This is a genomic window from Mesorhizobium sp. GW821-FHT04C10 (assembly GCF_059420305.1).
Map to the genome: position 1 here is coordinate 1,558,447 of NZ_JBWKTL010000001.1, position 12,163 is coordinate 1,570,609.

13 protein-coding genes are annotated in these 12,163 nt (G+C 63.6%); 4 read left to right on the plus strand and 9 right to left on the minus strand.

Translation table 11 applies throughout. The features are described from left to right. Positions 1-115: 115 nt before the first annotated feature. Complete coding sequence (locus AC07UC_RS07545; RefSeq protein ID WP_140777102.1) at positions 116-979, minus strand: RNA polymerase factor sigma-32; 864 nt, start codon at positions 977-979, stop codon at positions 116-118. Continuing rightward, a complete protein-coding gene (locus AC07UC_RS07550) occupies positions 976-1,239 on the minus strand; it encodes a hypothetical protein (RefSeq protein ID WP_494904926.1) in 264 nt (87 codons plus the stop codon). Before AC07UC_RS07550 ends, AC07UC_RS07545 begins: the two co-directional genes overlap by 4 nt. 61 nt (positions 1,240-1,300) lie before the next feature. On the opposite strand from AC07UC_RS07550, the gene AC07UC_RS07555 reads away from it, so the two are divergent. The 3 genes from AC07UC_RS07555 (at position 1,301) to AC07UC_RS07565 (ending at position 3,655) form a co-directional block, all read left to right on the plus strand. Next, on the plus strand, positions 1,301-2,074 hold the full coding sequence (locus AC07UC_RS07555) for an amino acid ABC transporter substrate-binding protein (protein ID WP_140777098.1): 774 nt from the start codon (positions 1,301-1,303) through the stop codon (positions 2,072-2,074). Positions 2,075-2,210: 136 nt separating this feature from the next. Beyond that, positions 2,211-2,891: an amino acid ABC transporter permease gene (locus tag AC07UC_RS07560; protein WP_202325587.1), complete on the plus strand. Its 681-nt coding sequence runs from the start codon at positions 2,211-2,213 to the stop codon at positions 2,889-2,891. Beyond that, positions 2,888-3,655, plus strand: a complete 768-nt coding sequence (locus AC07UC_RS07565; RefSeq protein WP_140777094.1) for an amino acid ABC transporter ATP-binding protein — start codon at positions 2,888-2,890, stop codon at positions 3,653-3,655. Before AC07UC_RS07560 ends, AC07UC_RS07565 begins: the two co-directional genes overlap by 4 nt. An 87-nt stretch (positions 3,656-3,742) precedes the next feature. On the opposite strand, the gene AC07UC_RS07570 is transcribed toward AC07UC_RS07565, so the two are convergent. The 7 genes from AC07UC_RS07570 to AC07UC_RS07600 all read right to left on the minus strand — a co-directional run bounded on the left by AC07UC_RS07570 (position 3,743) and on the right by AC07UC_RS07600 (position 11,871). After that, a complete protein-coding gene (locus tag AC07UC_RS07570; RefSeq protein ID WP_010911999.1) occupies positions 3,743-4,324 on the minus strand; it encodes a CarD family transcriptional regulator in 582 nt (193 codons plus the stop codon). 370 nt (positions 4,325-4,694) lie between these two features. Continuing rightward, on the minus strand, positions 4,695-5,033 hold the full coding sequence (gene fdxA / locus AC07UC_RS07575) for a ferredoxin FdxA (RefSeq protein ID WP_008873823.1): 339 nt from the start codon (positions 5,031-5,033) through the stop codon (positions 4,695-4,697). A 249-nt stretch (positions 5,034-5,282) separates the two neighbouring features. Then, positions 5,283-5,669 (minus strand): RNA-binding S4 domain-containing protein, encoded by a 387-nt coding sequence (locus tag AC07UC_RS07580; RefSeq protein WP_494904930.1) that lies wholly within the window; start codon positions 5,667-5,669, stop codon positions 5,283-5,285. Positions 5,670-5,684: 15 nt separating this feature from the next. Next, on the minus strand, positions 5,685-9,167 hold the full coding sequence (locus AC07UC_RS07585; protein WP_494904932.1) for a helicase-related protein: 3,483 nt from the start codon (positions 9,165-9,167) through the stop codon (positions 5,685-5,687). Between the two features lie 299 nt (positions 9,168-9,466). After that, positions 9,467-9,703: a hypothetical protein gene (locus tag AC07UC_RS07590; protein ID WP_494904934.1), complete on the minus strand. Its 237-nt coding sequence runs from the start codon at positions 9,701-9,703 to the stop codon at positions 9,467-9,469. Positions 9,704-9,876: 173 nt separating this feature from the next. Next, complete coding sequence (gene phbB, locus AC07UC_RS07595) at positions 9,877-10,602, minus strand: acetoacetyl-CoA reductase (RefSeq protein ID WP_140777088.1); 726 nt, start codon at positions 10,600-10,602, stop codon at positions 9,877-9,879. 90 nt (positions 10,603-10,692) lie between these two features. Then, entirely contained in the window at positions 10,693-11,871 is a 1,179-nt protein-coding gene (locus AC07UC_RS07600) for an acetyl-CoA C-acetyltransferase (RefSeq protein ID WP_140777086.1), read from the minus strand. Positions 11,872-11,957: 86 nt separating this feature from the next. Here AC07UC_RS07600 and AC07UC_RS07605 point away from each other — a divergent pair, with 86 nt between their 5' ends. Beyond that, positions 11,958-12,086 carry a hypothetical protein gene (locus AC07UC_RS07605; protein WP_494904937.1) on the plus strand — a complete coding sequence of 43 codons (129 nt, stop codon included), beginning with the start codon at positions 11,958-11,960 and terminating at the stop codon, positions 12,084-12,086. Positions 12,087-12,163: the final 77 nt, after the last annotated feature.

The window sequence follows — 12,163 nt, forward strand, 5'->3', positions numbered from 1 at the left end:
TTCTATGCTTCCGGTGCTCATGGACTTACCACTCCGCTCCGGTTCTTGAAATCCACGCCATTCGCCTCAGCGGAGCGAGTTTTCAACGCGCTCTTGATCCTGTGCTTTTGAGCGGTCAGGCAGCTGTCGCCAGAAACTCCGGATTCTGCTTCACCAGCGCGACCTTGAGCTTTTCCATGGCGCGCGCCTCGATCTGGCGGACGCGTTCCTTGGAAATGCCAAGCGTCTCGCCAAGCGCCTCGAGCGTGGCGCCCTCGTCGTTCAGCCGGCGCTCCTCGATGATCCTCAGTTCGCGTGCGTTGAGCGCGCGAAGTGCCTCACGCAGCCAGAGCGACCGGCGCGCGACGTCGATCTTGTCGCCAACGATCTCGTCGGGCAGGGGATCGTCCGAGACCAGGAAGTCCATGCGCTCGGTGCCGCCTGAATCGTCGGCAAGCGGCACGTTGAGCGAGGAGTCGGGTGCCGACAGCCGCGAATCCATCATCGCCACATCCGCCTCGGAAACGCCAAGCGCGACCGAAACTTCGCGGTACAGAGTTGTGTTGGAGAGCGGTTCCGTGCCGTTCGCGAGCCTGGCGCGCAGGCGCCGCAGGTTGAAGAACAGGGCCTTTTGCGCCGAGCTGGTGCCGCCGCGTACAATCGACCAGTTGCGCAGGATGTAGTCCTGCATCGAGGCGCGGATCCACCACGTCGCATAGGTCGAAAACCGCACTTCGCGCTCCGGCTCGAAGCGGGCGGCGGCCTCGAGCAGGCCGACATGGCCTTCCTGTATCAGGTCGCCAAGCGGCAGGCCGTAGTGGCGGAATTTCGAGGCCATGGAAATGACCAGCCGCATGTGGGCGACGGTGATGCAGTGCAGCGCGTTCTGGTCGTTGTCTTCCTTCCAGAGCAAGGCCAGCCGGTGTTCCTCGTCCCGTTCGAGATAGGGAGCCTTCATCGCCGCGCGGACCATGATCCGTCCTGCCATGTCTTCCATCATGAGGTGCTCCCTGGTTCAGGCGAGATGACTTGCGAACTTGGCAGGGCACCGGTTGAAATCGCGGCGTCGCGCCCTAGAACAGCCAAAACTGCCATGCGCGAGAAAGGTTCCGCCGGCGCGGGCGGGCGAGTGATGCTGTCCAGGCGATTTTTGAACCGTCGCCCGGACGCTTCGAACGCTGCTAACAATCCTTTTTTGAGAATGGGGTTTCGGAAATTCTTTGTTTTTGAAATCTGATTCCTTATTCTTTCTGTCTGCATCTGTCATTTTCCAACCCTCACAACAGGCCGGGTTTCAGGCCAAGGACGGGATCACAAAAAGATGAAATGGCTCAAGTCGCTTATCGTCGCCGGAACGCTGCAGGCTCTGGCTGTCACCTCAGGCCATGCGGGCGCCAATCTCGATCAGATCAAGCAGGCCGGCGTCATCAAGGTCGGCACGGAAGGCACCTACGCACCCTTCACCTATCATGACGGTTCGGGCGCGCTGGTCGGCTTCGACGTCGAGATCGCCAAGGCGATCGCCGACAAGCTGGGCGTCAAGGTCGAGTTCCTCGAAGGCAAGTGGGATGGGCTGATCGCCGGTCTAGACGTCAGCCGTTATGACGCCGTCATCAACGAAGTCGGCATCACCGACGCGCGCAAGGCCAAGTATGATTTCTCCGATCCCTACATCGCTTCCAAGGCGGTGCTGATCGTGCGCGGCGACAACACCGACATCAAGACTTTCGCCGACCTCAAGGGCAAGAAGTCGGCGCAGTCGCTGACTTCGAATTTCGGCAAGCTGGCCGAGAGCAACGGCGCCGAACTGGTCGGTACCGACGGCTTCGACCAGTCGATCCAGCTTCTCTTGACCGGCCGTGCCGACGCCACCATCAATGACAGCCTGTCGTTCCTCGACTTCAAGAAGCACAAGCCAGACGCCAATGTGAAGATCGCCGCGCAGGAAGAAAACGCCGACTACTCTGGCGTCATCGTGCGCAAGGGCGATCCCGAACTGGTCGCGGCCATCAACAAGGCGCTGGCCGACATCAAGGCCGACGGCACCTACAAGAAGATCGCCGACACCTATTTCGGCCAGGACGTTTCGAAGTAGTTGATTATCGGGGTCGGTTTTCGGCCGTGCAACATGCCAGCGGCGAGCCGTCTTTGACGGCCCGCCGCTTTTGTCGTGATATGGCGCCTGCATTCGCATTTCGATAACGCCGCCGCGATCATTCTGGGGGTCTTTCGTGCCGCATTGGCTGCAACTGATGCTGGAGTCGCTGCCTTCGCTGCTCTGGGCCGCTCTCATCTTCACCGTGCCGTTGACGCTGTTGTCGTTCGTCCTCGGCCTGACGGTTGGCCTCGGTGCGGCACTTGGCCGGCTGTTCGGACCAAGGCCGCTGGTCGCGGTCGTGCGCTTCTATGTCTGGATCTTCCGCGGCACGCCGCTCCTGGTGCAGCTGTTCCTGATCTTCTACGGCCTGCCGTCGGTCGGTATCCTGCTAGACGCCTTCACGGCAGCGTTGATCGGCTTCACGCTCAACATCGGCGCCTACACGTCGGAGATCATCCGCGCGGCAATCGGCTCCGTGCCGAAAGGCCAGTGGGAAGCCGCATATTCGATCGGCATGACCTGGAGCCAGGCGATGCGGCGCACCATCCTGCCGCAAGCCGGGCGCGTCGCGGTGCCGCCGCTTTCCAACACCTTCATCTCGCTGGTCAAGGACACGTCGCTGGCTGCCGCCATCACCGTGCCGGAGATGTTCCAGGCGGCGCAGCGCATCGTCGCCACCAGCTATGAACCGCTGATCCTCTATGTCGAGGCGGCGATCCTCTATCTGGCGATGAGCTCGGTGCTGTCGGCCTTGCAGACGCGGCTGGAGGAGCGGCTCAACCGCTATGGCGGCTTCTTGGAGGCGCGCTCATGATCGGCCTCACCAATATCGAAAAGCGCTTCGGCGACAATCTGGTGCTGAAGGGCGTGACCGTCGCCATTGCGGAAGGCAGCGTCACCGCGCTGGTCGGCCCTTCGGGCGGCGGCAAGAGCACGCTGTTGCGCTGCATCAACCTGCTGGAAATCCCGACTTCGGGCACGGTGCGCATAGGTGACGAGACGCTCGAGTTCCGTCCGGGCGTCAAGGTGCCGGCGAGCGACATCAGGCGGTTGCGTCTGCAGACCGGCATGGTGTTCCAGAATTTCCAGTTGTTCCCGCATCGCACCGCGATCGAGAATGTCATGGAAGGCCTGGTCACGGTGCTGAAATGGTCGCCCGAGAAGGCCCGCGAGCGGGCGCTCGCCTTGCTGGAAAAGGTCGGGATGGCGCACAAGGCCGACGCCTGGCCGGCGACGCTGTCGGGCGGCCAGCAGCAGCGCGTGGCGATTGCCCGCGCTTTGGCGCCATCGCCGAAGGTGCTGCTGTGCGATGAGCCGACATCGGCGCTTGATCCTGAATTGGCGCAAGAGGTGGTCGACGTGCTCGGCAAGCTCGCCAGCGAAGGCACGACCATGGTGATGGCGACGCATGACCTGCGGCTTGCCTCCAAGATCGCCCAGGAGGCGGTGTTCCTCGATGCCGGCGTCATCGTCGAGAAGGGGCCGTCCGCGGTGCTGTTCGGCAACCCCGAGCGCGAACGGACCAAGCGGTTCATCGCGACGCTGAAGCAGGAGGCGGAGAGGGAAGGCGGCGGCTGAGTCCTACCCCCTTGTGGGGAGTGTAGGTCAAAAAACAAAAAAACCCGGCGCGAGGCCGGGTTTTTCAAATTCGAAGGCCAAGGAGCCTCAGGCTGCTTCTTCCTGCTCGGCTTCCTCATTGTCAGCCTTGGCACCGCGCTTAGGGCCCTTGTTGAGGTTCACCTCGATCAGACGCACGGCTTCGGTTTCCGACATGCGGTTGACGGCCGCGATCTCGCGGGCCATGCGGTCGAGCGCGGCCTCATAGAGCTGGCGTTCGGAATAGGACTGCTCCGGCTGGTTGTCGGCGCGGTAGAGGTCGCGCACGACTTCCGAGATCGAGATCAGGTCACCCGAATTGATCTTGGCATCATATTCCTGGGCGCGACGCGACCACATGGTGCGCTTGACGCGGGCGCGGCCCTGAACGACCTTGAGCGCGCGCTCGACATAATCCTCTTCCGACAGCTTGCGCATGCCGATGGAGGTCGCCTTGGCGACCGGCACCTTCAGGCGCATCTTGTCCTTCTGGAAGTCGATGACGAACAGTTCCAGCTTGTGACCCGCCACTTCCTGCTCGTCGATCGACACGATTTGGCCGACGCCGTGCGCCGGGTAGACGATGTACTCACCAGTCTTGAAACCGTGACGCGCTCCGGTGGACTTCTTCTGCGGGGTGATCGTTGCCATTACGCCCTGAACTCCTTGTTGTGGGCCGGCGGCGGTGCCGGCTGAACTCGTGCGATCGGGGTCACCGACCGTTAGCCGCACAACAGATGAACCCCACCGGAAAGGCCGGGACCGGCAAACCGCACGAATTGCGACCGCCTGGCCCAGATCGCTCTGGTCCGGAATGGGATTTTCACCTTTCAGTGATTTGGGGCGTCTGCGCCATAAATCGACGTTGTGTCACCGGCATGTTTCGCTGATGTAACACAAAAAGTCGGAAGAATCAAGGTTTTGCTGCGTTCGCGAAGGCCACAGCTTCGCGCCGCCTGTCAAGGCGGTTTATGCGACATGTCTCTTACGCTGCGTAATACCGACCTTTACGGCCGCATTGTCAATCGCCTTCACCGGGCTCGGCCGAGAAGTATTTCTCGAACTTGCCGGCCTCGCCGTCGAAGGTCTTGGCGTCTGCCGGAGGCTCCTTCTTGGCGGTGATGTTGGGCCATTTCTCGGCATATTCGGTGTTGATCTGCAGCCATTTGTCGAGGCCTGGCTCGGTGTCCGGCTTGATCGCATCGGCGGGACATTCGGGCTCGCAGACGCCGCAGTCGATGCACTCGTCGGGATGAATGACGAGCATGTTCTCACCTTCGTAGAAACAGTCGACCGGACAGACCTCGATGCAGTCCATGTATTTGCATTTGATGCAATTGTCGGTCACGACATAGGTCATCGGTCGGCTCCGGGACGCCCCAGCTTTAATGGGCCAGTTTTGTTGGGCTTTTTCCGTGAGGTAACGCCTTTGTCCGTCGCTTGCAAGGGCGGCCATGCGCGGCGGCATCGTCGTTTCCGGAATGGAATTCCAGACGGCGGGCACGGCGCAAGCCTGTCATGTCCTCGGGAGGGTCTTGTTTGCCGGGTTCGGTTTCGCCCCAGGCCGTGTCATTGCCGTAAAGCCGCCATGCGGTGTTGAGCGACGGGGTCACTCTTCGCCAAGCAAGTGGTCGGTCTGTCGGCGTTCTCTCTTGGTTGGGCGGCCGCTGCCGGCCTCGCGCAGCCCCGGAATCGCATCGGGAAGGGCCTCACCCTTCGGTGCGGGCGGCGGTGACATGTCCTCATAAAGGGTGCGGGCTTCCTCCGCCGGGCCGCGCCGGACGCCGGCGCCGAGCACCTTCCAGACGAAAATGCGCCGGTCCAGCGTGATGGTCAGCACGTCGCCCGGCTTGATCAGATCGGAGGCCTGCGCTGCTTTGTCGCGATTGATGCGCACGCGCCCGGCGACGACGAGCTTCGCCGCCAGCGAGCGCGATTTGACCGCGCGCGAGAAGAACAGCCATTTGTCGATGCGCTGGCGGCCTTCGGCAACCATCGAACCCTACCGAGCCTACTTCTTCAGCTGGTCGCGCAAGGCGGCGAGCTTGGCGAAGGGCGAGTCCGGATCGAAGCGCACCGGGCGTTCCTCGCGCGGCTTCGCTTGGAAGGCCGGCTTTGCGCCCCCCTTGCCGCGATCGGGGCCACCCTTGCCCTCGGGCCGGCCACCCTTCCAGTCGGGGCGGCCTTCACGGCGCTCGGGACGCTCGCCCTGAGGCCGACCGTCACGGCGCTGTTCACCTTCACCCTGCGGCTTGGGCTTGAACTTCGACCGGTCGAAGCGTGGCTTGCCGGCGCCGTCACGCCGCCCTTCATTGGCGGGGCGTTCTCCCGGTGCGCCGGTCGCTTGAGCGGCGCCGGCCTCGGCCGGTGCGTTGCCGCGGCCGCGCGCCTGTCCGTTGCGCTGGCGATTGTTGCGGCCTTCGTGATGGCGGGGGCGCTGCTCGAAACGGCCCTGGCGCCACAGCAGGATAGGCTTGGGCGCTTCGGCCACTTCACTCTCCCCCTCGGGCGCAGGGTCGGCGCGTAGCGCCGGGGTGGGGGGAGCGGCGATACCGTCAGCTGTGTCAATTGTCGCGCTGGCTTCGTCAGCACTGCCTGCATCGTCGGCGCCATCACCCCCACCCGCGTCGCTTCGCGCCGCGACCTCCCCCATCGAGGGGGAGGTAAGGGCGTCGGCGCTTTCGGTGGCAGTGATGTCAGCGACGGCTTCCGCTTCTGGCTCGGCTTCTGGTTCAGTAGCCGCTTCGGCGGCAGCCTCCGTAGCGGGCTCTTCCGAGGCTTCAGTCGGAGCTTCGATAGGCTCTTCCGCGACAGGCTCCGCCGCCGCTTCCGCAACGGCTTCGGCCGGAGCTTCGATAGCGGTTTCGGCAATAGGTTCCGAACCCTCGACCGCCGCTTCCGCGGCGGCGTCCGTTGCGGCGGCTTCGGCCGTCCTGGCCTGCTCGGCGCGCGCGGCTTCTTCCGCAGCGAGCTTGGCCGCGGCGGCTTCCCGCGCGGCGGTGTCCTGCGCCTCGAGCCGTGCCTTGACCTCCGCCGCCGGCTTCGGCTCGGCGCGATAGCCCAGGCCCTTGAGGATCTCTTCCATGTCGTCGGCGGTGGCGCCGAGGATCGACATCATTGGCGGCGTCACCATGAAGGACTGGCCGTCATAGGCGCCGTCCGGACGCTGGCCGAGGCCAGGCTTCCAGTTGGTCGCCGGACGTATCAGGTCGGCCAGCCGCTCCAGAATGTCGATGCGCACGGCGCGGCGGCCGAGATTGCGGTAGCCGGCGAGCTTGTAGAAGGCCTTGTCGAAGGCCGGATCGATGACCACCGAGGTGCGGCCGGACGCCAGCGCGTGGACCACGTCGCCAAAGCCGGGCTTGTCCTTGCCGTCATTCTTCAGCGCCCACAGCAAGGTCATCAGTCCGGCGGGTGCCGGCTTGATTAGCGCCGGGACGAAGACATGGTAGGCGCCGAAGCGCACGCCAAGCCGGCGAAGCGCGGCGCGACCTTCCTGGTCGAGCGACTTCATCTCCTCGGCGATGTCGCGGCGGTTGATGAGGCCGAAATTCTCGACCAGCTGGAAGGCGATACCACGGCCGATGCCGGAAATCTGGTCGGCGTTCTTCAGGTCGACCAGTGGCTTGAGCAGCGACTCGATCTGGAAATTGACGAAACGTTCGGCGCGCGCGGCGACCTTGTCGCGCGCCGGGCCGGTCAGCTGTTCGTCGGCCAGCAGCACGAGGCGCGGCTTCAGCGCGTCCTCGCCGGAGACCAGCGTGCCGATCGGCGCGCCGATCCAACGCAGCGTGCCGTCCGAGCCAAGTGCCAGGTCGCCATTGGCGCAGGCGCCAAAACGGTCGGCGCGCGCCTCGAACTCGGCGGCCAGCGCCTTTTGCGCGGCGGTGCGCACGGCCTTGGCGTCTTCGCCGCCGGCGGTCTGGTCGGCGGTGAAGCGGAACCCTTGCAACTCGCCGACATGATGGCCTTCGACAAGGACGGTTCCGGTAGGGCTAATTTCGGCTTCAGGCATGGTATTTTCTCTAAGGCGCCGCATGAGGACGGAAGTCCTGCGGTCTACGAAGCGTTTCGTCAACCGCTCATGCAGCGCATCCGACAATCTGTCTTCGATTTCGCGCGTCTTTTCCTGCCAGTGTGCCTGATCGGCCAGCCAGCCGGGCCGGTTCGACACGAATGTCCAGGTGCGGATCTGGGCAATGCGGTGCGACAGCGTGTCGATGTCGCCCTCGGTGGTGTCGGCGCGGCGCACCTGCTCGGCCATGTAATTCTCGTCGACATGGCCTCGCTTGGCGAGGTCCATATAGATCGACGCGATGAGGTCGGCATGTTGCGCCGGGGCGATCTTGCGGTAGTCGGGCAGCGCGCAGGCTTCCCACAACAGCGCCACGCGTTTGGCGTCGGTCGCCAGCGCGCGGATCTCCTCGTCGCGGGAAAGATATTCGAGCGCCTGCGCGTCGACAGCCGGCAGCGCCCGCGTCAGGCCCTCCACCGGAGCGTTGGTCTCGATCGAGCGCTTCAGCGCATCGAGGCTGGCGAAGTCGAAATGAGCGGTGCGCCACTGCAGCACCTTCACCGGATCGAAGTCATGACCTTCGATCTTCTTGACCAGTTCCTCGTCGAGCGGATCGACCTGGCCGGTGACGCCGAAAGTGCCGTCGCGCAGATGCCGGCCGGCGCGGCCGGCGATCTGGCCGAGCTCGGCCGCCGTCAGGTTGCGGTACTGGTAGCCGTCGAACTTACGGTTCTGGGCGAAGGCGACATGGTCGAGATCGAGGTTGAGGCCCATGCCGATGGCATCGGTGGCGACGAGATAGTCGACATCACCCGATTGGAACAATGCCACCTGGGCGTTACGGGTGCGCGGCGAGAGCGCGCCGAGAACGACGGCGGCACCACCTTGCTGGCGGCGGATCAGCTCGGCGATGGCGTAGACCTCGTCGGCGGAGAAGGCGACGATGGCGGTGCGGCGCGGCAGGCGCGTCAGCTTCTTCGAGCCCGCATAGGCAAGATGCGACAGCCTTGGCCGCGTCACCACCGAAACGCCCTTCAGCAAGCGCTGCAGGATGCCATGCATGGTGGCGGCACCGAGCAGCAGTGTTTCCTGGCGGCCGCGAAGATGCAGGATGCGGTCGGTGAAGATGTGGCCGCGCTCAAGGTCGCCGGCGAGCTGCACCTCGTCGATGGCGACGAAGGCGGCGTCGGTCTCGCGCGGCATGGCCTCGACCGTGCAGACCGAATATCTGGCGCCTGGCGGCTGGATCTTCTCCTCGCCAGTGATCAGCGCGACTTTATGGGCGCCGACCTTTTCGCAGACGCGCGTGTAGACTTCCCGCGCCAGCAACCTGAGCGGCAGCCCGATGACACCGGTTTCATGCGCCACCATGCGCTCGATGGCGAGGTGGGTCTTGCCGGTGTTGGTCGGACCAAGCACGGCGGTCACGTCGCGGCCCGACAGGATCAGCGGCTCGGTATGTTTCGGCTGGATGTTCATCGGCTCGGAAATAAGGCTTTCTGGCCTCTCATTGTCGGGAGCGTGCCTCAACTGGCGCGTATGACAGGCGACACATAGGGATTTCGGGCGCGAAGCGAAAGCGGAATGTTCCGTGGGCGGTTCGAAGGCCTCTTTGTCCAGCGCTAAATTGGCTGTCGCTTAACTGATGGAACGAGTCTGGAACGAATCGGCGACGAATCGGTGACTCGACCAGATTCAGCTTTTGTTCACGGCTATATGTGGATTTCGTGACCGTGACTCTCACCACATGCTGAATCCCTGAACTGGCCCGTTTTATGCTAGGCGAGTTCAGCCGTTAAGCTTTGCCGGGAAACGACGCCGGCGGCACGATGCCCATCACTCAAGATTATGAAATTGTTAATCTTTCTGAATTTGGTGTTAAGGAACTGCGGGCGATTCCGGCCTATTAACGTTAACTTGCGCTCAAAGCCGGAACGAATCGGCGACAAAACAGCGCCGACGGCATTTTCCCTTTTTGTTCCCCCAATATCTTGTGTTGTGAACAGCTTATCCACCGACAATCCACAGGCTTGACCACAGGGTTTCGCACAGGCGGCGCTGCCGCCATTAACCCTTGCGTGCCGGATTGGGGCATTGCGCCGCGGCGGGGACTCTTTCGCCTCCAAGGCTTCAACGGAAACGGACCGGGTTTTCCGGTCCGTTCGTTACAGTCTGAAGCCGTTGGACGTCAGGCGAAGTATTGGCCGCCATTGGCGGTGAGGGTCGAGCCGGTGATGAAGCCGGCATCCTCGGAAGCAAGGAAGACGACGCAGCGCGCGATCTCTTCCGGTTCGCCGAGGCGGCCGACCGGGATCTGCGGCAGGATGCGCTCGTTGAGCACCTTCTCATCGATTGCCTTGACCATCTCGGTGGCGATGTAGCCGGGACAGATGACGTTGACGGTGATGCCGGCGCGGGCACCTTCTTGGGCAAGGGCCTTGGTGAAGCCGATGTCGCCGGCCTTGGCGGCGGAATAGTTGACCTGGCCGGCCTGGCCCTTCTGGCCGTTGATCGAGGAGATGGTTATGACGCGGCCGAACTTGCGGTCGCGCATGCCGCCCCACAGCGGGTGTGTCATGTTGAAGACGCCGGAAAGATTGGTGTCGATGACCTCTTTCCACTGCTCACGGGTCAATTTGTGGAACATGGCGTCGCGGGTGATGCCGGCATTGTTGACCAGCACCGAGACCGGGCCGAGGTCGGCCTCGACTCGGCTGATGCCGGCGGCGCAAGCGTCATAGTCGGCGACCGACCATTTGTAGACCGGAATGCCGGTCTCGGCCTTGAATTTCGCTGCCGCCTCGTCGTTGCCGGCATAGTTGGCCGCGACCGAATAGCCGGCGTTCTTCAAGGCGATCGAGATCGCCGCGCCGATGCCGCGCGATCCGCCCGTGACGATTGCAACCTTGGTCATGCATTTCCCCTTTTTGATATCGCCCTGTTGTCGGGCTTGGCAGGCACTGGATATGAAACGGGCGGCCTGCGCCGCCCGTTCAGTATTTCTTCAGAGGGCTTCCACGCACAGGGCGACGCCCATGCCGCCGCCGATGCACAGGGTGGCGAGGCCCTTCTTGGCGCCGCGACGACGCATCTCGTAGACCAGCGTGTTGAAGATGCGGGCGCCCGAGGCGCCGATCGGGTGACCGATGGCGATGGCGCCGCCATTGACGTTGACGATCGAGGGATCCCAGCCCATGTCCTTGTTGACCGCACAGGCCTGCGCGGCGAAAGCCTCGTTGGCTTCGACAAGGTCGAGATCGCCAACCGACCAGCCGGCCTTTTCCAAAGCCTTGCGCGAGGCGGGAATGGGGCCGGTGCCCATGATCGCCGGATCGACGCCGGCGGTTGCCCAGGACGCGATGCGCGCCAGCGGGGTGATGCCGCGCCTTGCGGCTTCCGCTTCGCTCATCAGCAGCGCGCCGGCGGCACCGTCATTGATGCCGGAGGCGTTGGCGGCGGTCACGGTGCCGTCCTTGTCGAAGGCCGGCTTCAGCTTGGTCATGGCGTCCAGCGTCGCGCCATGGCGGATGTATTCGTCCTGGTCGACAATGGTGTCGCCCTTCTTGCCCTTGATGGTGAAGGCGACGATCTCGTCCTTGAACTTGCCCGCCTTCTGCGCCGCCTCGGCCTTGTTCTGCGAGGCCAGCGCGAACTGGTCCTGGTCGTCACGGGTGATCTGGAACTGGCGGGCGACGTTTTCGGCGGTGTTGCCCATGTGATAGCCGTTGAAGGCATCCCAAAGCCCGTCCTTGATCATGGTGTCGATCATCTTGTAGTCGCCCATCTTGACGCCGGCACGCAGATGCTGCGCGTGCGGCGACAGCGACATCGATTCCTGGCCGCCGGCGATGATCACCTTGGCGTCACCGGTGGCGATCTGCTGCATGCCGAGTGCAATGGCGCGCAGGCCCGAACCGCAAACCTGGTTGAGGCCCCAGGCGGTGGTCTCCTTGGGCAGGCCGGCAATGATCGAGGCCTGGCGGGCCGGGTTCTGGCCCTGGGCCGCGGTCAGCACCTGGCCGAGGATGACCTCGTCGACCTCTGCCGCTTCGACCCCGGCGCGCGACAAAAGTTCCCTGATGACGACGGCGCCGAGCTCATGTGCCGGCGTGGCGGCGAACGCGCCGTTGAAGGAGCCGACGGCCGTGCGCGCGGCGCTGGCGATGACGATGGAATCGGACATTTTCTTCTCCAGACTTCAAGGATGTTGTTCTGTCGTTGAGGACTTTTCTTGCCCTTTCCCAACCCCAAGTCAAACCGGAAATCGGCATGGCGCCCATGCACGCCAAGCAGGTCACGCGCCGCCATGTCTTCGGGCTGGCCGCTGCTGCGCAGCATATTTTGCCTGCTATGCAGCATTATATGATCCCGCACTGCACAAACTGCTTGGAATTATGAGGCTTTTGCGCATATCCTCAAAAAGGGCGCAATCGTTACCGGCCGCTTACTCAGGCGCGCCGGTGTCCGGGGAGGAT